Genomic DNA, 19,815 nt, shown 5'->3' on the forward strand with positions numbered 1-19,815 from the left:
GGCCTTGGCTGGAATCACACGGCGGGGAATGGCGGGGCTGGCGCTGGCGGCGGTTCCGTCCGCTGCAGGCGCTCTCGAAATCGCGGCCCTGAACATCACCGAGAACCCGTTTGGTCCCAGCCCCGAGGCCAAGGCGGCCCTGCGGGAGGCGATCACCCACGTAGAGCACTATCCCCATGCCGAGGAGACGGCGCTGATCGCTCGCATAGCGGCGGCCAATGGCGTTACGCCGGCCCATGTGGTGATCTCGACCGGAGCCCTGGAACTGCTGTCGATGATCTCGGCGTTTTGGGGCCGCGACGGGGTTCAGTTGGCGCCGGCGCTCACCTATGACAGCCACATCAAGTATGCCGCCCGGGTGGGCTCTCAGACCCGCCGGGTGGCGATGGCTCCCGATCAGCAGATCGATCTTGCGGCGATGGCCGCTGGGCTGGGCCAGGACGTGCGGCTGACCTATATCTGCAATCCGAACAACCCCACCGGCCTGTTGATGGAGCGTCGCGCCCTGCGCGACTTCTGCATCCGCGCGGCGAAGGTCGCACCCGTGGTTGTCGACGAGGCCTTTATCGACATGGCTCCGGACCCGGCCGCCGAAAGCCTGGTTGATCTGGTCCGTGACGGCCACGACGTCGTGGTGGTGGGCACCTTCTCCAAGTCCTACGCCCTGGCGGCGGTCAGGATTGGCTATGCCATTGCTCAGCCTGATCGCGCGCAGGCCATCCGCGGCCTTCTGGCTCCCTCACGCAACGGACCGGGTTTGGCGGCGGCCGCTGTCAGCTATCGGGACCTTACCTATCTGGCGGCGTCCAACCGAGCGATGGAGCAGGGGCGACAGGCGATCTACCGCGCCTGTGACGCCAATCGCGTTCCCTACCTGAAATCCGCCGGCAGCTATGTCTGGGCCAATTTCGGCGATGTGGCGGTCATTAAGCGGCTGGAGAGGCGCGGCGTCCTGCTGCGCCAGTTCACGGGCGGGGCTCCAGGCTGGGCGCGCGTGGCGGTCGCTGAGCCGCGCGCGATGGCGGCGTTCGCGCTGGCCTTGCCGAAAGCCCAGGCCTGAGGCTGGCCCAAGGCGCCGGTCGAGGCTACATGAGACGTCATGTCGACTCTTGTTATCGCCGCTATCCAAGCCAATCCGACCGTGGGCGCGATCGCCCATAACGAGGCCCTGGCGCGTGAGCGCCTGGCCCAGGCCCGCGCAGCCGGCGCCGATATCGCGGTCTTCTCCGAGCTTTTCATCAATGGCTATCCGCCGGAAGACCTGGCGCTGAAGCCGGCCTTCTGGGCCGCCGGCAAGGCCGCCGTGGAGCGTCTGGCCCGGGAGACCAAGGACGGCCCGGCCGTCCTGATCGGGGTCATTTGGCCGCCGCAGAACCGGTCCGGCCGGCCTCACAACGCGCTGGCCTTCCTCGCCGAGGGCGAGGTGAAGGGCGTGGCCTTCAAGTGCGACCTGCCCAACTACGGAGTCTTCGACGAGAAGCGGGTGTTTGAGCCAGGCCTCGGTCCTGAGGTCTTCGAGTGGAAGGGCGTCAAGTTCGGCGCGCCGATCTGCGAGGACATCTGGTCTCACCGGGTCTGCCGCGAACTGAAGGAGAAGGGCGCCGAGATACTGCTGGTGCCCAACGGCTCGCCGTATCGCCGTACAGCCGACGATGAGCGAATGGTGGTGGCCAAGGCCCGCGTGGCCGAGACCGGCCTGCCGCTGGTCTATGTGAACGAAGTCGGTGGCCAGGACGAACTGGTCTTTGACGGGGGTTCTTTCGCCCTGTCGGGGGCCGGCGAGGTCTGCATGAGCCTGCCCATGTTCGAGGAGGCCTTCGGCCTCTCGACCTGGGAAAAGGGCGAGGGCGGCTGGACCTGCGTCGAAGCGCCGACAGCGGCCTGGCCTAGCGGCCCCGAAGAGATTTATCGCGCCATGGTTCTGGGTCTGCGCGATTATGTGAGAAAATCGGGCTTTCCAGGTGTTTTGCTTGGACTTTCGGGCGGTGTGGACTCCGCCATCTGCGCCGTGGTGGCCGCCGATGCGCTCGGCGCCGACAAGGTCCGCTGCTTCATGCTGCCGTCGAAATACACCAGCCGCGAAAGCCTTGAAGACGCGGAGGGCTGCGCTCGCCGGCTGGGGGTTCGTTTGGATGAGATCTCCATCGCTCCGGCCGTGGACGCCTTCGCCCAGATGCTGGCGCCCCAGTTCGAGGGCCTGGCGCCCGACCTGACCGAAGAGAACATCCAGGCCCGAGCCCGCGGCGTTTCGCTGATGGCGCTGTCCAACAAGCTTGGTCTGATGCTGCTCACCACCGGCAACAAGTCAGAGATGGCGGTTGGCTACGCCACGCTCTATGGCGACATGTGCGGCGGCTACAATGTCCTGAAGGACGTCTACAAGACTGACGTCTATTCGGTCTGCGAATGGCGCAACGCCAACGATCCTTATGGCGTCGCGGCCGATCCGATCCCTGAGCGCATCCTGACCAAGGCTCCCTCGGCTGAACTGCGCCCCGACCAGAAGGACCAGGACAGCCTGCCCGAATACGCCGAACTCGACGCCATTCTGCATGGGCTGGTCGAGGAGGAGGCGACGCTCGACGAGATCGTCGCCCGCGGCTATGCGCCCGAGACGGTCGAGCGTATCCAGCGGCTGCTCTATAATTCCGAATACAAGCGCCGCCAGGCTGCGCCGGGAGTGAAGATCGGCGCGCGGGCCTTCGGCCGCGATCGCCGCTATCCGATCGTCAACGGCTTCCGCGATGCAGTGACCCGTAAGTGAGTACGGCTCCCTTCATCGAGACCGAGCGCCTTGTTTTGCGTGGCCACACCAAGGCCGACTTGGACGTCTGCGCGGCCATGTGGGGCGACGCGGAGGTCACACGCTATATCGGCGGGCGACCCTTCGCCCGAGACGAGGTCTGGGCCCGCCTTTTGCGCTACGTCGGCCACTGGCAGGAGATGGGTTACGGCTTCTGGGCGCTGACCGAGAAGGCCAGCGGGCAGTTCATCGGCGAACTCGGCTTTGCCGACTTCAAGCGTCAGTTGGAGCCGTCGTTCGGCGACACGCCCGAGATGGGCTGGGTGTTGTCGCCTTCCGGTCACGGCAAGGGCTATGCAAGCGAGGCGGTGGCCGCGGCCCTGGCATGGGCTGACGCGCGGTTCGATGAGCGGCGAACGGTCTGTATGATCGCCCCCGAAAATGGCCCGTCTCTTCGAGTGGCGCAGAAGGCGGGTTTCCGCGAGTTCGCCCGCGCCGACTATAACGGGCAGACGGTGCTGCTCGAACGGTTCAGGAAGTAGTCGGCGCCCCCCGTTCGGACGGGGGCCGGGGAGCGCCGCCGGATCAGAAGCGATAGCTCGCGGTGATCCGGAAACTGTGGAACTTCAATTCGTCCTCGCTTCGGCGGAGGTCCGTGCCTGACGAATTGACGAGCAGGAACGGGTTGTTGGCTGCGGCTGGTCCCTGGCTACGCACGACGAAGTCGTCGTCATCGAGGTTGGTGTAGAGATATTCGAGCCCGAGCGTGACATCGGGGGTGAGCTTGCGCTCATAGCCGCCTCCGAACTGGTAGCCCGTCGCGGTGTCGTCGCCGCGTTGAACAAAGGTGTTGGCGGTGTTCGTCGTGGTGAAGCTGTGCTGGACGTCGCCCTGGGCCACGCCGCCGGTGGCGTAGAGCAGGTTGTCGCCGAAGGCGTAGCCGCCTCGCAACCGAAGGGCGGCCAGGCCCTTCAGCTTCCGTTCGAAGGTGTATTGCGCGGGCGTGGTGGAGAACCCGGCGACGCTGTCTTTCACATTGGTCCGGGAAAGCTCGACCACCGGACCCAGCACGAAGCCGCCGAACTGCCAATCGTAACCAAGACGGGCGCCGAACTCGAAGCCTTCGTCATCCTCCTTGCAGCCTGATCCGGGCAGGGAGCTCGTGGCGGCCCCGCCGCAGAAGCCCGGGGAGAATGCGTTGGCGCCGGCCGCGGTCCTCACCGTGTCGGTGAAGACGCCGTCGAGACTGGTGTCGAAGCGCAGTGTCTCATCGTCGCTGCTGTCGTTGGAAGTGTAGCCGGCGTGGGCTCCCACATAGAGCCCGCTCCAGTCGGCCTCTTGGGCGTGGGCCGCGCTTCCCGCCAACAGGGCGAGGGCGGCGGTGGTGGTAAGCAGCTTTGTCATCGAAAATCCCGTCAGATTGCTGATCCGCGACAAGCCGGAGCCATCGACTGGTCAAGACAGGTTACGAAGCCGTCGGGATTTCGGATGCGCTCGCGCGGCGAGATCGCCTTCAGGTCATCCGCGCGGCCCCCGGCGCGGCGTCTTCGCCGACCGGTTGGGCACGGAGCAGGGCGGGCACGATGTCCTCGATCCGACTGACGGAAGTCCAGCTATCCATGAAACTCGCTGGCGTCAGTTGGTGATCGACCGTGTGCTGGAAGAGCTTGAACAGCGGCTCCCAGAAGCCATCTGGGCTGTAGAACACCACGGGTTTGACGTGCAGATCCAGCCGACGCCACGACAGCAGCTCGACCACCTCCTCAAGCGTGCCGATGCCGCCCGGCAGGACGACGAAGCCGTCGGACCGTTCGAACATGATCTGCTTTCGCTCGTGCATGGACGAGACGACGATGGTCTCGACCACGTCCAGGCGGCGCTCCTTCTCCTTCAGGAAATGCGGAATGACGCCCAGCACCTTGCCGCCGGCCTCGTGGGCCGCGATCGCGCATGCCCCCATGAGGCCGACCCCGCCGCCGCCATAGATCATGGTCAGGCCGGCGCCAGCCAGCTCGCGGCCCAGGGTGGCGGCGCTCGCCAGCAGGGCCGGATCGGCGGCGTCGGAAGATCCGCAGAACACGCAAACGGAATCAAGGCGGTCGGGCTGGTGCCCCATCCGGTTAAGCTCCAGGAGAATCAACTGGCCGCGCGCTTGCGGGCGCGGCGGGAAAGCCCGATTAGCTAGAACCTGGGTTAAGGAGTTTCAAGCAAGCCGTGCGTCGCCTTCCGTCTCTCATAGTCGCGCTTCTCGTCGCGCCGACGATGGCCGTCTCGCTGTCGGGCTGCGGAGAGGGTGCGGCTCCAGCGATCGTGCCCGCCAAGGCGCCTCCCGCCGTGCCGGTCGAGGCCGCTTATCTGCCGCCGCCGTCGGTGACCGCGACCCGCGCCGACGGAGCAAAGCTCGTTTTGACTGGCGCCGCGCCGGCCGACGCGCGCGTGCGCCTGGCGACCCCGGAAGGCGAAGCCAGTTTCTCGACCGCCAATTCCAAGGGCGTCTGGACCCTGGATCTGCCGGCGACTACGGAGCCTCGGATCTTTGGCTTATCGGCGACCGCCGGTGCGCGTCAGCTCCAGGCTGAAGGTTATGTCCTGATCACGCCAGCCGGCGAGGCGGTCGTGCTTCGCGCCGGAACCGGGGCTGTGCGCGTCGGCCGAACTGGTAAGAACGGCCTGGATGCAGTTGATTTCGATAGAGAAGGCGGCGCAGTCGTGTCCGGCCGGGCTCCAGCGGGCGCGGCGCTCAGTATTCACATCGACGGGCGCCAACTGGCGGAAGGTCGCGCCGACGCCAGCGGGCGCTACGCGGCTCCCTTGACCCAACAACCGCTCGCCGGCGGTATGCATCAGATCGACGTGTTCGGCGACGCCACTGAGAACACGGCCAATATCGACACCACGCCGGCGCCGCCCCTTGCCAATGGTCCCTTCCGAGCCACGAGCGTTCCGGCCGGACTGCGGATCGACTGGATGACGCCCGGCGGTGGCGCGCAATCGACCATAATCCTGAAATGAGTACGATTTGACCTTCGTCCATCCCGGCCGGCGCCTCTCGACGCCGGACATGATCGCGCCGGCCTCGGTAAAGTTCGACTTCTGGCGTTCGATGGCGGACCTCGGAAGCCTGGTCATGCGTTCGGGGGCGCCAGGCCTGAAATGGCGGATCGGGGCCTCGCTCGCCCTTGTGTTCATCGGCAAGCTGGCCGGGGTCGGGGCGCCTGTGGCATTGGGCGATGCGATCAACAAGCTCGCGCCGGGTTCGGGTCAGGCGGTGGTCGTCGGGGCGGACTTCCTGGTGCTGGCCATCGCCTTTGCGGGCCTGCGGCTGGTCGCGGCCTGCGCGCCCTATCTGCGGGATGTGATCTTCACCGTGGTCTCGCAATCGACCATGGCCAAGGCCGCCACCGAGACCTTCGCGCACGCCTTGGCGCTCAGCCTCGACTTTCACCAGAGCAAGCAGACCGGGGCGATGGCGCGGGTCATCGACCGGGGGGCGCGTTCCACCGACTTCCTGATGCGAAGCGTGGTGTTCAACCTCGGCCCGACCGCGATCGAACTGGTCTTGGCCATGATCGTCATGGCGACGCGGCTGGATTGGCGGTTCGCGCTCACCGCGTTCGTCACCATCGTCCTCTACACGGTGCTGACCTTCAAGATCACCGACTGGCGCCTCGCGCACCGGCGCGAGCTGAACGAAGCCGACAGCCGCACCGCCGGCCTCTCGGTGGACGCCTTGCTGAACTACGAGACCGTGAAGACCTTCGGCTCGGAGGAGCGGACTGTCGCCCGCTACGAGGGCGCCATGTCCGACTATGTCCGGGCAAGCGTGAAGGCCAACACCTCGCTCTCGATGCTGAACGGCATCCAGTCCGTGGTGCTCAACGTTGGGCTGGCCCTGATGACGGTCATGGCCGGGCACGAGGTGATGGCTGGCCGCATGCAGATCGGCGACGTCACCATGGCGGTCCTGCTGCTGATCGGCATCTATGGGCCGCTCAATATGCTGGGCTTCAACTATCGCGAGATCCGCCAGGCCTTCATCGACATGGAGCAGATGGTCGAACTCAAGGCCCGCAAGCCCGACATCGTCGATGCGCCAGGCGCCCGGGATTTGCCCCTCGCCACGGGCCGTGGGGCCGAGATCGTCTTTGAGGATGTCGAGTTCCGCCACGACGCCCGCTCGGCTGGCCTGATGGACGTCAGCTTCCGCGCAGCGCCGGGGGAGACTGTGGCCCTGGTCGGACCGTCGGGCGCCGGCAAGACGACCGCGATCCGCCTGGCGCTGCGCCTGATCGATCCGCAGAGCGGGCGCATCACCCTGGACGGCGTCGACTTGCGCCAGATCAAGCAGGCGGCGCTGCGGCGGGCCGTCGCCCTGGTGCCGCAGGACGTGGCGCTGTTCAACGATACGATCTTCGCCAACATCGCCTTCGCCCGGCCGGACGCCTCGGCGCAGGACGTTCGGGCCGCCGCCGCCGCTGCTGAGCTAGGTCCATTCATCGATGGCTTGCCAGACGGGATGTCCACCCTGGTCGGCGAGCGAGGCCTGAAGCTGTCGGGCGGCGAACGCCAGCGCGTCGGCGTCGCCCGGGCTCTCCTGGCCGATCCTCGGGTGCTGGTGCTGGACGAGGCGACCAGCGCCCTGGACGGTCCCACCGAAGAAGCGATCCAGGCGACGCTGCGCAAGGTGAGGGCGGGGCGGACCACCATGGTCATCGCCCACCGACTGTCGACCATTGTCGACGCCGACCTGATCCTGGTGCTTCGGCGTGGGCGCATCGTCGAGCGCGGCCGCCACGCGGAGCTGTTGGAGAAGGGCGGCGAGTACGCGGCCCTCTGGCGTCGTCAGACCCGCGAGGCTTGAGGCCATGGCAACGGAAAGCTCGCGGCGGGGTTAGTCCTGGTGGAGCCTGCCCGGCTCTTCTGGGGATCCATTCATGACCGCTGCAAATCCGTGGCTAAGACTGTCGCTCAACGCCCTGCGGCTGGGGACAGAGGCCAACACCGTAGTCGCTCTGCGAATGATGAAGATCGCCGGCGGCGGAGCAGGCGCCGCTACTGAGGCTCAGCTGATGGTCTCGGAAAAGATCCAGGCCGCGATGGAGGTGCAGAGCCAGTTGGCGTTCGGCGCCATGACTGGCGCGGCCGCCCATATCGGCCCCTCCAAGGCGGTCGCCCTCTACCGGCGAAAGGTTCGCGCCAACCGCCGGCGGCTCCTGAAGCGGGGAACCTGACCGACGGCCGGCGCGGCGTTCTATTCGGCCGCCTTGGGCAGGTCGTCGCCGGTCGTCAGCGGGTCTTGCCGCGTCTTCTGCGGGAACCAGCGGGCGCCGGTGTAGCCCCACAGCCAGTTGAAGCGCCGTGCGGCGACCTTGGGCGCGGCCAGCAGCACCGGCGTCAGGATCAGGGTCAACAGGGTGGCGAATGACAGCCCCCACACCACGGCCGCTGACAACTGCACCCACCACTCCGACCCAGGCGCCTTGTACTCCACATGGAAGCCATGGAAGTTCGGGTGGACCTGGAACATCAGCGGCAGCAGGCCGACGACGGTCACCAAGGTGGTCAGCATGACAGGCCGGAACCGCTGGGTCGCGGCTCGCACCGCGGCCTCGTCGGCGGGGAAGCCGGCCCGGCGTAGCTGGTAGAACGTGTCGACCAGCACGATGTTGTGCCCGACCACGACGCCGGCCAGGGCGACCACCCCGGTGCCCAGCATGATCACGGAAATGTAGTCGAAGGTGTGGGCCAGGTTCACCACCACGCCGAGCAGCACTCCGACCGTGGACAGCGCCACCGCCGACAGGGTGACCAGCACGCCGTAGTAGGAGTTGAACTGCCAAAGCAGGATCACCGCCATCAGGAACAGCGACACGGCCATGGCGGTCACGAAGAAGGTTGCGGCTTCGCGGCCCTCCTCGTCGGCGCCCGTGAACTTCCAGCGCACGGCGGGGTCGATGTCGGCCTTCTCCAGCCACGGACGCAGTTCGGCGATCTTCTGGTTGGCGGCGACGCCTTCGATGGTGTTGGCCTGGATGACCACCAGCCGCTGGCCGTCGCGCCGTTGGATCGAGGTCACCTGCTGGGCCGGCACCTGCTTGATGAAGTAACTGGCGGGTACGGGGCCGAGTTGGGTGGCGATCTTCAGGGAGTCAAACGCCGCGACATTGCGGTGCTCGGGCGGGAAGCGGACACGGATATCGAGCTCGTCGTCGGCGTCGTCGGGGCGGAAGCGGCCGACCAGGACCCCGCCGGTGACAAACTGAATGGCTTGGCCGACGCTGAGCACGTCGACGCCGTAGCGGCCGGCGGCCTCACGGTCGACGGTGAGGTTCCACTCGATCCCGGGCGAGGTGCGGTTGTCCTCCAACTCATAGAGCTGGCGGTCGCTGGCGAACTTGGCCTTCACGATGTCGGCGGCCTTGTTCAGAGCGACCGGATCCTGGCTGCGGAGTTCGACCTGGACGTCCTTGCCGGTCGGCGGACCGCCTTGCGGCTCGCGCACCTCGACCTCGATACCGGGGATATTGGTCACCCGCTTGCGGACCTCGTTGGCGATGTCCTTGCCGATGAGCCCCAGTTCCTGTCGTTGCTCGTAGTCGACGAAGTCCAGGCTCAGCCGGCCGACCGTATCGTTCGGCGCCTGATTGGGGCCGCCCCCGGGGCTGGTGGTGCCGGTGCGCGTGTAGATCGAATTGACGCCTTTGATGCCCTTGAGGCGCTCCTCGACCTGCCGGACCAGGATATCCTGGCCCTCGGGGGAGAGGTTGCCGCGGGCCTTCACATAGACGTTCACATATTCCGGGTCCTGCTGGAGGAAGAACTCGGTGGGCTTGTTCTCAAGTTTGAACGCCCAGACGACCAGGACGATGACGGCCAGAGTGGCCAGCATGGTGCGGCCAGGGTGGCGGCCCAGGGTGTCGATGGTGCGCGCGTACCAGCCCATGAAGCCGGTCATCTCGCGTGGATCGCCGCGTTCCGACTTCTCGATCTGCGCCAGGTGTTCGGCGTCCACGGCGGCCTTGCGGCCGAAGATCGAGCCTAGCGCCGGGGTGAAGATCAGGGCGATGAAGATCGAGGCGCCCAGCACGTAGAACAGGGTCATGGGCAGGAAGCTCATGAACTTGCCGGGGATCGAGTTCCAGAACAGGAAGGGCAGGAAGGCGCAGAGCGTCGTCAGGGTGCCGTTCATCACCGGCCAGAACATGCGCTTGCCGGCGGCCGCGAAGGCCTCCTCCTTGGGCATGCCCTCGGCCATCTTCCGGTCCGCATATTCGACCACGACGATGCCGCCGTCGACCAGGATGCCGACGGCCAGCACCAGGCCGAACATCACCATCTGGTTCAGCGTCACGCCCATGGCGTTCAGCATCAGGAAGGCCAGCATGAAGCAGGCGGGAATCGCCGCGCCCACCATCAGGCCCTGGCGGATGCCCAGGGTGGCGACGATGATCAGCATGACCAGGATGGTGGCGATCAGCAGGCCGCTTTCCAACACGACCAGGGTGCGGCCGATGAAGTCGCTCTGGTCGAAGATGTAGGAGACCTTGACGGTTTCGGGCCAACGCTTCTGTTCTTCGGTGACGACCTTGCGGACCTCTTTCACCGTGTCGAGGATGTTGGCGCCCGAGCGCTTCGCCACATCGACCGAGAAGGCCGGCTGGCCGTTGAAGCGGGTGATGTAGGTCGCTTCCTTGAATGTCCGGCGGACGTCGCCGATGTCGCCGACGGTGATCAGCCGGTCGCCGTTCTTCTTGATCGGGAGGGCCAGGATGTCGGCGGGCGAGTTGACCACGCCCGGCACCTTCACCGCGAACTTGCCGGTTCCGGATTCCAGGTTGCCGGCGGGGACCAGCTGATTGTTGCGACCGATCACCTGGGCCAGTTCGCCGGGGCTGACGTTGGCCGCCTCCATACGCACCGGGTCGATGGTCACCTCGAGGACTTCTTCGCGACCGCCGTTCAGATAGACCTCCAGCACGCCGGGCGCGCCTTCGAGACGGTCCTGCAGACTGCGGGCGACCTGGAACAGGGTGCGTTCGGGCGCGGCGCCCGACAGCACGATGCCGATGATCGGCTCGCCCGAAGCGTTGGCTTCCTCGATGATCGGCTCTTCGGCGTCGGGCGGGAATTCGCCCCGCGCCAGATCGACCTTGGCGCGGACCTCGGCCAGGGCCTTGTCCTTATCAAAGTCGGCTTCGAACTCGAGGTTCACGATCGCCATGCCCTGGCGGGCGACGGCGTTCATTTCCTTGATGCCCTCAATGGTCTGGAGCTCGGTCTCGAGCGGGCGCACGAGCAGGCGCTCGGCGTCCTCGGGGCTGACACCGGGGTAGGGGACCACCACGGCGATGAACGGGAAGTCGATGTTCGGGTCGGATTCCCGCGGCATCGCCAGATAGGCGAACAGTCCGAACAGGCTGGCGATCAAGGTGACGGCCAGCACCACCTTCCGCCGTTTGATCGCGCCGTCGATCAGAGGTCCGATCATAGGCTTGTCTCCTGAAGAGCGGCGGGCGCGCCTAGCGCGCCGCGGCCACTCGAACCTTTTGACCCTCGGCCACGTACGATTGGCCGACGGTGATCACGCGGGTGGGTCCCTTCAGGCCGGTCACCCAGATGCCCTGCGGCGTTTCCTGGATCACATTGACCTTGGTGAAGGCGACCTTGTCGTCGGCCAGCACATACCGCACGCCCTGAACGCCGCTCGCGTCAAGCACCAGCGAGGACAGCGGCACCAGATGGGCAGGTCCGACGCCTGAGGCGATGTGGATGGTCGCCGACAGTCCTGAACGGGTCAGTTGCGGGTTGGGCGCGGTGATCTCCACCCGGTAGGTGCGGGTTTGCGGATCGGCTTCGCGCGCGGCGTAGCGCACTCGGCCGCTCAGGGTTTCGCCCGAGACCAACTGGGCGTTGGCGCTCGCCCCGACCCGGATTTTCGCGGCTTCGGTCTCCGGCAAGTCGCCGACGATCAACAAGGGGTTCAGTTCGATCATCGTACCGCAGGGCTGGCCGGGCGCCAGATAGGTGCCGATTTCAGCCTCACGCTTGTCGAACACACCGTCGAACGGTGCGCGGATGTTCATCTGCTCGACCCCGACCTCGGCCTGCCGCACGAGGGCGGAGGCGGAATCTAGGTTGGCTTGGTCCTGCAGCAACTGGGTCGGCGAGCGGAAGCCCTTGGCGGCGAGGTCGGCCGAGGCCTTGTGCTGGAGCTGCTTGGAGCGAAGGTTAGCGCGGGCCTGGTCCAGCAGGGCTTGGCGTGCATCGATGTTCAAGCGGCAGAGGACCGCGCCCTTGCGCACCAGCGAACCCTCGACCGCCGGCGTCGCGGCCACTACGCCAGCGGACTCGGCGCGGGTGATGACGCTACGCGCCGCTTCGGTGCGGCCTCGGATCACGACGTCATATTCCCGCGCCACTTCGGGCGTTAGAACCGCCTGAACGGTCGGCAGCTCAGTTTTGCCCGATTGGGTTGTCTTGGCTTCGGCCGAGCCTGACTTGCCGCGGTTGACGATCGTGCCGATCGCAAAGGCGACGGCGAGCACGCCGACCAGGATGACGACGAAAAGGTACTGTGGTTTGAGCCGCATCCTGCCGTTTCCTCGCGCAGCAATGGGGTCGCGACTGCATTGAATCGCAATCGTACGCCCCGGCCCGCCTATTGGGTTGTAGCGCCTTGTGATGCCAGCGTTCTGCGACTGCAAATGAAATCGCGGACAGGTTGCGCAAAGCGCGGATAATGTGCCCCGGGCGCCGCAGGATTGCAGCACAGCCTTGCTTGGTCTCTAAAGCCAAGACGCCGCCAAGAATTGACAGCCTCAGAGGAAGCTTTCCGCCTTGAGATACCTGCACACCATGGTTCGTGTCGCCGACCTCGACGCCTCGCTGGACTTCTATTGCCGCAAACTTGGGTTGGTCGAAGTGTCTCGTAGCGAGAGTTCGGGGGGTCGATTTACCCTGGTCTTCCTTTGCGCTGCCGGAGACGAAGACGCCGCCCGGCAGAACAAGGCCCCAATGGTCGAGCTGACCTACAATTGGGACCCGGAAGACTATTCAGGCGGCCGCAACTTCGGGCACCTGGCCTATGCCGTGGACGACATCTATGCGGTTTGCCAGCGGTTGGCCGACGGCGGCGTGATCATCAATCGGCCCCCGCGCGATGGGCACATGGCCTTCATCCGGTCGCCGGACGGCATTTCCATCGAACTGCTGCAGGCGGGCGAGCGCAAGGAGCCGGCCGAACCCTGGGCGTCTATGCCCAATACGGGTGCGTGGTGAGCGGCCGGCTGGAGGGGCGCACCGCCCTGATCACCGGCGCAGCGGGTGGCATTGGCCTGGGCTGCGCCGAGGCTTTTGCAAAGGAAGGTTGTGATCTGGTCCTGCTGGACCTTGATGAGCCGCGGGTCACCGCCGCGGCTCAGGATCTGGCGGAGCGTACCGGACGAAAGGTTCACGCCATCGGTTGCGACCTGGCCGACGCCGAGGCGACGAGCAAGGCGGTCATCCGGGCCGCCGCGCTGCTGGGGCGGATCGAGGTGCTGGTCAACAATGCCGGGATCCTGGCGCCCGGCGACATTCTGGAAGCTGAGCTGGAAGACTTCGACCGCGTCCTGGCGGTCAATCTTCGCGCGCCCTTCATCGTCGGTCAGATCGTCGCCCGGCACATGGTCGACGCCAAGATCAAGGGCTCGATCATTAACATGTCCTCGATCAACGCCGTCCTCGCGATCCCCAACCAGGTCGCTTACGTGACCTCGAAGGGCGGCATAAACCAGTTGACCAAGGCCATGGCGCTGGGCCTGGCCCCCTATGGCATCCGGGTGAACGCGATCGGCCCGGGCACAATCGTCACCGACATCCTGAAAGGCGTGATGGAGAACGACGAGGCTCGCCACCGCGTCCTGCAACGTACGCCCCTAAAGCGTTTCGGCGAGCCGGAGGAGATCGGCCGCGTGGCCGTGTTCCTGGCCAGCGAGGACGCGTCCTACATGACCGGGCAGACGATCTATCCCGACGGTGGCCGTCTGGCGCTCAACTACACTGTGGCGGTGGACTGAAACGACCTAGGCTTCCCTTGGGGCCGCTAACGGCTACATAGGCGCCATGCTGCGACTGACCGAACTGAAACTGCCCCTCGGCCACGAGGCGGCGGCGCTGCCCGCCGCCATTCTCGAGCGCCTGGGCGTGCCTGCCGAGGATCTGATCTCGTTCGCCGTGGCGCGCCGCGCCAACGATGCGCGCCGCAAGGCCGCGATCCTGATGGTCTATTCGGTTGATGTCGTCTTGCGCGACGAAGCGCTGGTCCTGGCCCGCTTCGCCGGGGACCGCAACCTCCAGCCCACTCCTGACACCGCCTATCGCCCGGTCGCCCAGGCCCCCGCTGAGTTCGGGAGCCGCCCGGTGGTGATCGGGGCCGGCCCATGCGGGCTGTTCGTCGGCTTGATCCTGGCCGAGATGGGCTTTCGGCCGATCATCCTGGATCGCGGCAAGGTCGTGCGCGAACGGACCAAGGACACCTGGGGCCTGTGGCGCAAAGGCGTGCTGAACCCGGAGTCCAACGTCCAGTTTGGCGAAGGCGGGGCGGGGACCTTTTCGGACGGCAAGCTCTACAGCCAGGTGAAGGATCCGCGCCATCTGGGCCGCAAGGTGCTGACCGAGTTCGTTCTGGCTGGCGCGCCGCCCGAGATCCTGACCGAGGCCCATCCCCACGTCGGCACGTTCCGGCTGGTGACGATGGTCGAAAGCATGCGCGAGAAGATCGAGGCGCTGGGCGGCGAATACCGTTTCGAAAACCGCGTCGAGGACATTGACGTAGCCATTGGTCCTGACGGCGTGCGTAAGGTGCGCGGCGTGGTCCTGCAGGACGGCGGCTATATAGAAGCCGATCACGTGGTGCTCGCCGTCGGCCACAGCGCCCGCGACACCTTCCAGATGCTCTTCGACCGCGGCGTCCATATCGAGGCTAAGCCGTTCTCAATCGGCTTCCGGATCGAGCACCCGCAGTCCTGGATCGACCGTGCTCGCTTCGGCACGAACGCCGGTCACGAGGACCTGGGCGCAGCAGCCTACAGCCTGTCGCACCACTGCTCGAACGGCCGCACAGTCTACAGTTTCTGCATGTGTCCAGGCGGAACCGTGGTCGCTGCGGCCTCGGAACCCGGCCGTGTCGTGACCAACGGCATGAGTCAGTATTCCCGCAACGAGCGGAACGCCAATGCCGGCATCGTGGTCGGCATCACACCGGACAAGGACTATCCCGACCATCCGCTCGCCGGCATCGAACTGCAGCGCAAATGGGAGGCCCAGGCGTTTAAGGCCGGCGGCAAGACCTACGCCGCGCCAGGGCAGCGGGTCGGCGACTTCCTGGCGGCGCGCGCCTCCACGGCCCTCGGCGCAGTGGTCCCATCCTACCGGCCGGGCGTCACGCCGACGGACCTGGCCTCGTGTCTGCCGGACTACGCCATCACCGCGATCAGGGAAGCGCTGCCGGTCTTCGGGCGGCAGATCCCGGGCTTCAGCGCCGACGACGCGGTGCTGACGGGCGTGGAGACCCGAACTTCCTCACCCGTCCGGATCACGCGCGATGGCGAGTTCCAAAGCCTGAACACACGCCAGCTGTTCCCCGCCGGCGAAGGCGCGGGCTATGCCGGCGGCATCCTCTCGGCGGCTATTGACGGCATCAAGGTCGCCGAGGCGGTGGCGCGTAGCATCGTGGCGACACGCGCCTAGGTCGTTGACGGTTGCGTGGTAGATTTTTGCCCGACCGCTACTATAGCTTGATGTCGAACCCGGGGTGGGCGTCGGTTTTCTAGTAGCGGGTTGGGCGATTGCGCGGGTGGTCTAGGAAATGGGTCCCTTGGTTGGGCCAGGCTCTCGTCCTGTGCGCCGGCGCCGGGGTTCTGCTCTTCTATGTGAATCGGCTGTTCGCGGAGCTTCCACTCTACGCGGCCGACGAGGGCGCCTATCTGATCCGTGCGCTGTACGGACGCGAACTGGCGATAGATCCTGACCGTTACAAGACCGTCCAGCCGGTCGCCAACACGCTCTATTTCTGGCTTGTCCGATGGGTGGACGCCCTGTCGCTGAACCTCGTCCCGTGGATGAGGCTCATTGGGGCCGCGTCCTATTTCGGCGGCCTGGGCCTGCTGTATCTGATCGCGGTCAAGGAGACCGGCCGCAAGGTCGCGCTCGGCTTCCTGCTGATCGCCGCGGTCTTCCCCTATTACCGATACGCTTTCGCGGCGATGCCTGACGGGGTCTACGCTGGGCTGCTCAGCCTGATCATCTACGTCCTCTACAGGACGTCCTCACGTCCTTTGCTGAGCGCAGGACTAGTCGGCGGCTTGGCCGGCGGCCTGGTGCTGATCAAGCCGCACGGCGTTGTCGTGGTCGCCGCCTATGTCGCGCTTTGTCTTGTCGAGGCGCTGCTCCGCCGTACCCCATTGGGGCTGCTGCTGGGCCGAGTAGCGCTCTTCGGGCTCGCCTTCATGGTGGTCGGAACCGGCATTGAGCTCATCGACGGCCAGTCCTTGGGACAGGCGGTCACCTTCTTCTCCGGTACGGCCTATGCGGAACACCTCGGCCGCGAGCCGGCCGCGAACGCGGTCGGCATAGCGGCGCTCTCGGCTACGGCCATGCTGTCCTTGACGGCGGTGCTGGTCGCGGTCCCGGTGATCGCGGCGGCGGTCGTGATCCACCAGCGTGGTTGGCGTCGCGCCGATGCAGGCGATTTGACCTTCCTGTTTGCGGCCCTCTGCCTGGCTGGAACCCTGGCCATGGTCACGATCTTCTCGTTCAAGATGGCGGTGATAGAGACCGAGACCAAGCGGCTCTGGGGACGTTACTTCGAGTTCTTCGTCCCGATGCTCTGGCTGTTGGCCGCCCGTCCGCTGAGCACGTGGGAGGCGTCCGGCGCCTACAAGAGCCGCGTGCTCGCCGCCGGGGCCATACTGGTCGGTCTGGCGGGCCTACTCGGGGTCCTGGCGCTGGGCGTGCAGCTCAACCCTTGGGACGGCACGGCGGTTACGGCCTTTGCTTCGCCGGACGTGATGCCGTTCCTGTTCGGCTATCCAGGCGGCTCGCGGGTTCTGGCGACCCTTGCGACGCTTGGCGTTGCGCTCGCGACCCTGATGGCCGTCCCGCTTCGGCGCGCGTGGCCCGCCTATTTCGTGGCGCTTGGCCTGTTGTCGACGAAGGCCGATGACGCCTGGGTTGGCGAGATCGCGACGCAGCGGCAGGCGATCGAGCACGAACTGCATGTCGCCAGCGCGCTCACCAGCCACACCATCCCGGCGGTGGTGATCATCGACAACGGGAACCAAGGCCACGTCGCCTTCCTACGTCTGCGGGGCAAGGTGATCGTTCGGACCGAGCCGCTCGGACCGCTCCCCGAGTCCGCTCTCCTGGACGCCCAGAGCGCCATCGTATTCGGGGACCGAACGCCGGGTCCACAGTGGCGTAAGGTCTTCAGCGGCCGGGAGATCGCGGCCTATATCCGGGAGCCTGCGCAATGAGCCGCTCGATCCTTGGGGGTCTGCTGGCGGCCTTTGTCCTGACCGCCTGCGACAAGCCCAACTATCCCGAGTCGGAGCGCGACTTAGCCTCGCTCGTGAAGTGGGGTGCGGCGAGCCAGACCCTCATGCTTGGGGAGAAACCGGCTCGCGTTGTGAAAAGCTGGGACTTCAGCCAGGCGCCAATAGGTCTCGAGTTGCTCAATGCGAAGGCCAAGCTCGTCCCGGGTCAAGGCTTGTTGGTTTCGGGCGTGGCTTCCGATCCGGGGCTGCGTCTTCCCACCGACGGCCTACGCGGATCCGAGGCGAGCTTGCTGGTTGTGCGGTTGACGCGCGTGAAGGCCACGGCGAACTGGGATGGGGCGGTCTACTACGCCACCGAACAGCATCCCGAATCCGCGCGTTTCATGAGCCGTCCCGCGGGCTCTGTCGTCCCGCCGACCGGCGTCCCCGTTGTGCTGGTGTACGACATGGAAGCTCTGCGCGCCGGCGGCGATGATTGGATGAAGTCGATGATCAAGCACATCCGCCTCGATTTGGATGATGGTGCAGGGGGAGAAGTGCTCATTCACCAAGTCGCTCTGGTCTGGGAGCCGTTCTGATGGCCAGCGTTGGTTCAGCGTTGTCGAGCGCCAATCTGGCTCCACAACACGACTTCAGCGCCCCATTGCAGACCGCGCTGCGGGAGGCCGGCGTCTGGCTGGTCATCCCCTGCTACAAGGTTCGCGATCACATCCTGCAGGTGATTTCGCACGCGCCTTCCTGGATCGAAGGCATCGTCTGCGTCGACGACGCCTGTCCGCAAGGCTCGGCCGATTTCCTGGAGGCCCAAGACCTAGACGGCCGGGTGGTCGTCGTACGGTTGCCCGAGAACCGCGGGGTCGGCGGGGCGGTCATGGCCGGCTACGCCGAGGCGGAACGACGTGGCGGCCGGATCCTGGTCAAGGTGGACGGCGACGATCAGATGGACCTCGGCTACTTGCCGCATCTTGTCGCCCCGATCCTGCTTGGCGAGGCGGACTACACCAAGGGAAACCGGTTTACCTCGCTCAGCCACCTGACGACCATGCCGGGCGTGCGGGCGTTCGGGAACGCGGTCCTGTCCTTCGCCGCCAAGGTCTCGACCGGCTACTGGAATGTCTTTGATCCCACCAATGGCTTCACCGCCATCGAGGCGAGCGTGGCCAAGCAGGTGATCAAACGAGACGTCGCGCGTCGGTTCTTTTTCGAGACCGATCTGCTCTACCACCTCGGCACGCTGCGCGCGGTGGTCCGCGACGTCCCGATGCCTGCGCGGTATGGGGACGAGGTGTCCAATCTGCGGATCAGCGCGGTGGTGGGGCCGTTCTTCTTCCGGCACCTGCGGAATTTCGTCCGTCGGGTCTTTGGCCAATATTTCGTCCGGGACTTCAACGTCGCCACGCTCGAGACCCTGGCCGGGGGGGCGCTGCTGGCGTTCGGCTCGCTCTACGGCCTGAACTGGCTGGCTGTGCGTGATCCTGGTCAGGTGGCGTCGGCGGGCGTGGTCATGACCGCGGCTCTGCCCGTGATCGTGGGCGTGCAGTTGTTGCTGCAGGCGATCAATTTCGACGTCATGAACGTGCCGTCGCGTCCCATCCACCCCTATCTGCGCACGCTTGAGCGCATAGCCGACGAGTAGACTGATGCATTGGAAGGACGCGCTGCTTTGCTCCGTCTTCGCCGTCGCCCTGCCGGTCGGCCAGGTGATGTTCAAGTGGGCGTCGATCTACAATGCCCGGCTTGAAGGGCCATTCATCTTGCGCGTCTTGCAGAACTGGCCGTTGATGGGAGCCTTCGCCTGGTACGGCGTGACGGCCCTATTCTGGTTCTACGTCCTCACCCGCGTGCCGCTCTCCAGCGCCTACATGTTCTCGCTGGTCGGCTCGGCGCTGGTGCCGCTGGCGGCGTGGCTGATGTTCAAGGAGGCGTTCTCCTGGCAGATGGCGATTGGCTATGGCCTGATGCTCGCCGGGCTGGTCGTCGTGGTGAGCCAGAGCCCCGCCTAAGCTGGCTTCACGTACCGGCGGGCGAAGGCGGAAACGATCAGGCCAAAAACCAGCATGGCCGCCAGGTTCTTGATGAAGGGCAGGGGCGAGAAATGCCAGCCGCCGCCGACGGCTGAAAGCGGCACCACCACATAGGTCATGACGAAATAGGTCGCCACGCCGAACGCCAGGCCAGCCGCCAACCAGCGCCGCCGCATGCAGGGCAGTCTAAGGCTTGCGAGCACGAAGATCGCCGCGATGATCAGCGACATCGCCCATTGCAGAAGCGCGCCCAGCACCACGGTTCCAGTGCCACCGTCAAAAGCGCCTTTTCCCACCGCGCCGCTGGCGATGAACTGCAGGATGAAGGCCATGCTCTTGCCGCTGATCAGCATGGCCGCGCCGATATCCACCGTGCCGGCGACCAGGCCGCCCAGCACGATCGCGGCCAGGACCGAATTTCGTGACGCCATGCGAGGTCCCCCCTCGGCCGACCGCGTGCGCGGATAGCAGAGGCTAGGCTAAGAACCGCGTTTGCTCAACGGTGTCGAGGTGC

General features: G+C 66.0%; 18 protein-coding genes. 13 read left to right on the forward strand and 5 right to left on the reverse strand.

Translation table 11 applies throughout. From position 1 onward, the window contains the following. The first annotated feature begins 4 nt into the window (after positions 1 to 4). From Q8M13_RS02775 to Q8M13_RS02785, 3 genes are read left to right on the forward strand one after another with little or no spacing between them, the layout of a single operon-like run. Positions 5 to 1,060, forward strand: a complete 1,056-nt coding sequence (locus tag Q8M13_RS02775) for a histidinol-phosphate transaminase (RefSeq protein ID WP_305298090.1) — start codon at positions 5 to 7, stop codon at positions 1,058 to 1,060. 39 nt (positions 1,061 to 1,099) lie between these two features. Next, on the forward strand, positions 1,100 to 2,764 hold the full coding sequence (locus Q8M13_RS02780; protein WP_305298091.1) for an NAD+ synthase: 1,665 nt from the start codon (positions 1,100 to 1,102) through the stop codon (positions 2,762 to 2,764). Next, a complete protein-coding gene (locus Q8M13_RS02785) occupies positions 2,761 to 3,285 on the forward strand; it encodes a GNAT family N-acetyltransferase (protein WP_305298092.1) in 525 nt (174 codons plus the stop codon). Before Q8M13_RS02780 ends, Q8M13_RS02785 begins: the two co-directional genes overlap by 4 nt. 43 nt (positions 3,286 to 3,328) lie before the next feature. Here the strand turns inward: Q8M13_RS02785 and Q8M13_RS02790 are convergent, their stop codons facing one another. Beyond that, on the reverse strand, positions 3,329 to 4,147 hold the full coding sequence (locus Q8M13_RS02790) for an outer membrane protein (protein WP_305298093.1): 819 nt from the start codon (positions 4,145 to 4,147) through the stop codon (positions 3,329 to 3,331). Positions 4,148 to 4,256: 109 nt separating this feature from the next. Continuing rightward, entirely contained in the window at positions 4,257 to 4,859 is a 603-nt protein-coding gene (locus Q8M13_RS02795; protein ID WP_305298094.1) for a TIGR00730 family Rossman fold protein, read from the reverse strand. Between the two features lie 146 nt (positions 4,860 to 5,005). On the opposite strand from Q8M13_RS02795, the gene Q8M13_RS02800 reads away from it, so the two are divergent. The 3 genes from Q8M13_RS02800 to Q8M13_RS02810 all read left to right on the forward strand — a co-directional run bounded on the left by Q8M13_RS02800 (position 5,006) and on the right by Q8M13_RS02810 (position 7,974). Then, on the forward strand, positions 5,006 to 5,755 hold the full coding sequence (locus Q8M13_RS02800; protein WP_305298095.1) for a hypothetical protein: 750 nt from the start codon (positions 5,006 to 5,008) through the stop codon (positions 5,753 to 5,755). A 49-nt stretch (positions 5,756 to 5,804) separates the two neighbouring features. Beyond that, on the forward strand, positions 5,805 to 7,604 hold the full coding sequence (locus Q8M13_RS02805; RefSeq protein WP_305298121.1) for an ABC transporter ATP-binding protein/permease: 1,800 nt from the start codon (positions 5,805 to 5,807) through the stop codon (positions 7,602 to 7,604). 73 nt (positions 7,605 to 7,677) lie between these two features. After that, on the forward strand, positions 7,678 to 7,974 hold the full coding sequence (locus tag Q8M13_RS02810) for a hypothetical protein (RefSeq protein ID WP_305298096.1): 297 nt from the start codon (positions 7,678 to 7,680) through the stop codon (positions 7,972 to 7,974). 20 nt (positions 7,975 to 7,994) lie between these two features. Here the strand turns inward: Q8M13_RS02810 and Q8M13_RS02815 are convergent, their stop codons facing one another. Both Q8M13_RS02815 and Q8M13_RS02820 read right to left on the reverse strand, forming a co-directional pair. After that, positions 7,995 to 11,231: an efflux RND transporter permease subunit gene (locus tag Q8M13_RS02815; RefSeq protein WP_305298097.1), complete on the reverse strand. Its 3,237-nt coding sequence runs from the start codon at positions 11,229 to 11,231 to the stop codon at positions 7,995 to 7,997. A gap of 31 nt (positions 11,232 to 11,262) precedes the next feature. Further along, entirely contained in the window at positions 11,263 to 12,333 is a 1,071-nt protein-coding gene (locus Q8M13_RS02820; RefSeq protein WP_305298098.1) for an efflux RND transporter periplasmic adaptor subunit, read from the reverse strand. Positions 12,334 to 12,580: 247 nt separating this feature from the next. Between Q8M13_RS02820 and Q8M13_RS02825 the strand changes: the two genes are divergently transcribed. The 7 genes from Q8M13_RS02825 (at position 12,581) to Q8M13_RS02855 (ending at position 19,280) form a co-directional block, all read left to right on the forward strand. Continuing rightward, positions 12,581 to 13,021 carry a VOC family protein gene (locus tag Q8M13_RS02825; protein WP_305298099.1) on the forward strand — a complete coding sequence of 147 codons (441 nt, stop codon included), beginning with the start codon at positions 12,581 to 12,583 and terminating at the stop codon, positions 13,019 to 13,021. Further along, positions 13,018 to 13,800 carry an SDR family NAD(P)-dependent oxidoreductase gene (locus Q8M13_RS02830; protein ID WP_305298100.1) on the forward strand — a complete coding sequence of 261 codons (783 nt, stop codon included), beginning with the start codon at positions 13,018 to 13,020 and terminating at the stop codon, positions 13,798 to 13,800. The genes Q8M13_RS02825 and Q8M13_RS02830 overlap by 4 nt, the downstream gene beginning before the upstream one ends. Before the next feature lie 46 nt (positions 13,801 to 13,846). Continuing rightward, the gene (locus Q8M13_RS02835; RefSeq protein ID WP_305298101.1) at positions 13,847 to 15,472 is read left to right on the forward strand and encodes an NAD(P)/FAD-dependent oxidoreductase; all 1,626 of its coding nucleotides are present in this window, start codon (positions 13,847 to 13,849) and stop codon (positions 15,470 to 15,472) included. Between the two features lie 131 nt (positions 15,473 to 15,603). Beyond that, a complete protein-coding gene (locus tag Q8M13_RS02840; RefSeq protein WP_305298102.1) occupies positions 15,604 to 17,256 on the forward strand; it encodes a hypothetical protein in 1,653 nt (550 codons plus the stop codon). Further along, entirely contained in the window at positions 17,253 to 17,855 is a 603-nt protein-coding gene (locus Q8M13_RS02845; protein WP_305298103.1) for a hypothetical protein, read from the forward strand. Before Q8M13_RS02840 ends, Q8M13_RS02845 begins: the two co-directional genes overlap by 4 nt. After that, positions 17,855 to 18,913, forward strand: coding sequence for a glycosyltransferase family 2 protein (locus tag Q8M13_RS02850; protein ID WP_305298104.1), 1,059 nt, complete (start codon positions 17,855 to 17,857; stop codon positions 18,911 to 18,913). Before Q8M13_RS02845 ends, Q8M13_RS02850 begins: the two co-directional genes overlap by 1 nt. A 4-nt stretch (positions 18,914 to 18,917) precedes the next feature. Continuing rightward, positions 18,918 to 19,280: a hypothetical protein gene (locus Q8M13_RS02855; protein ID WP_305298105.1), complete on the forward strand. Its 363-nt coding sequence runs from the start codon at positions 18,918 to 18,920 to the stop codon at positions 19,278 to 19,280. Here the strand turns inward: Q8M13_RS02855 and Q8M13_RS02860 are convergent. Beyond that, positions 19,277 to 19,732: a hypothetical protein gene (locus tag Q8M13_RS02860; protein ID WP_305298106.1), complete on the reverse strand. Its 456-nt coding sequence runs from the start codon at positions 19,730 to 19,732 to the stop codon at positions 19,277 to 19,279. The two genes, Q8M13_RS02855 and Q8M13_RS02860, sit on opposite strands and share 4 nt — an antisense overlap. Positions 19,733 to 19,815 lie beyond the last annotated feature (83 nt).

It is taken from the genome of Phenylobacterium sp. (assembly GCF_030681155.1).
In the GTDB taxonomy this organism is placed as follows: domain Bacteria; phylum Pseudomonadota; class Alphaproteobacteria; order Caulobacterales; family Caulobacteraceae; genus Phenylobacterium.

What these genes read in the sequence shown, in the direction of transcription:
- Q8M13_RS02780 (WP_305298091.1), top strand. Translation starts at nt 1,100, where the DNA reads ATGTCGACTCTTGTTATCGCCGCTATCCAAGCCAATCCGACCGTGGGC.
- Q8M13_RS02790 (WP_305298093.1), bottom strand. Translation starts at nt 4,147, where the DNA reads ATGACAAAGCTGCTTACCACCACCGCCGCCCTCGCCCTGTTGGCGGGA.
- Q8M13_RS02795 (WP_305298094.1), bottom strand. Translation starts at nt 4,859, where the DNA reads ATGGGGCACCAGCCCGACCGCCTTGATTCCGTTTGCGTGTTCTGCGGA.
- Q8M13_RS02800 (WP_305298095.1), top strand. Translation starts at nt 5,006, where the DNA reads ATGGCCGTCTCGCTGTCGGGCTGCGGAGAGGGTGCGGCTCCAGCGATC.
- Q8M13_RS02805 (WP_305298121.1), top strand. Translation starts at nt 5,805, where the DNA reads ATGATCGCGCCGGCCTCGGTAAAGTTCGACTTCTGGCGTTCGATGGCG.
- Q8M13_RS02810 (WP_305298096.1), top strand. Translation starts at nt 7,678, where the DNA reads ATGACCGCTGCAAATCCGTGGCTAAGACTGTCGCTCAACGCCCTGCGG.
- Q8M13_RS02815 (WP_305298097.1), bottom strand. Translation starts at nt 11,231, where the DNA reads ATGATCGGACCTCTGATCGACGGCGCGATCAAACGGCGGAAGGTGGTG.
- Q8M13_RS02820 (WP_305298098.1), bottom strand. Translation starts at nt 12,333, where the DNA reads ATGCGGCTCAAACCACAGTACCTTTTCGTCGTCATCCTGGTCGGCGTG.
- Q8M13_RS02835 (WP_305298101.1), top strand. Translation starts at nt 13,847, where the DNA reads ATGCTGCGACTGACCGAACTGAAACTGCCCCTCGGCCACGAGGCGGCG.
- Q8M13_RS02845 (WP_305298103.1), top strand. Translation starts at nt 17,253, where the DNA reads ATGAGCCGCTCGATCCTTGGGGGTCTGCTGGCGGCCTTTGTCCTGACC.
- Q8M13_RS02850 (WP_305298104.1), top strand. Translation starts at nt 17,855, where the DNA reads ATGGCCAGCGTTGGTTCAGCGTTGTCGAGCGCCAATCTGGCTCCACAA.
- Q8M13_RS02855 (WP_305298105.1), top strand. Translation starts at nt 18,918, where the DNA reads ATGCATTGGAAGGACGCGCTGCTTTGCTCCGTCTTCGCCGTCGCCCTG.
- Q8M13_RS02860 (WP_305298106.1), bottom strand. Translation starts at nt 19,732, where the DNA reads ATGGCGTCACGAAATTCGGTCCTGGCCGCGATCGTGCTGGGCGGCCTG.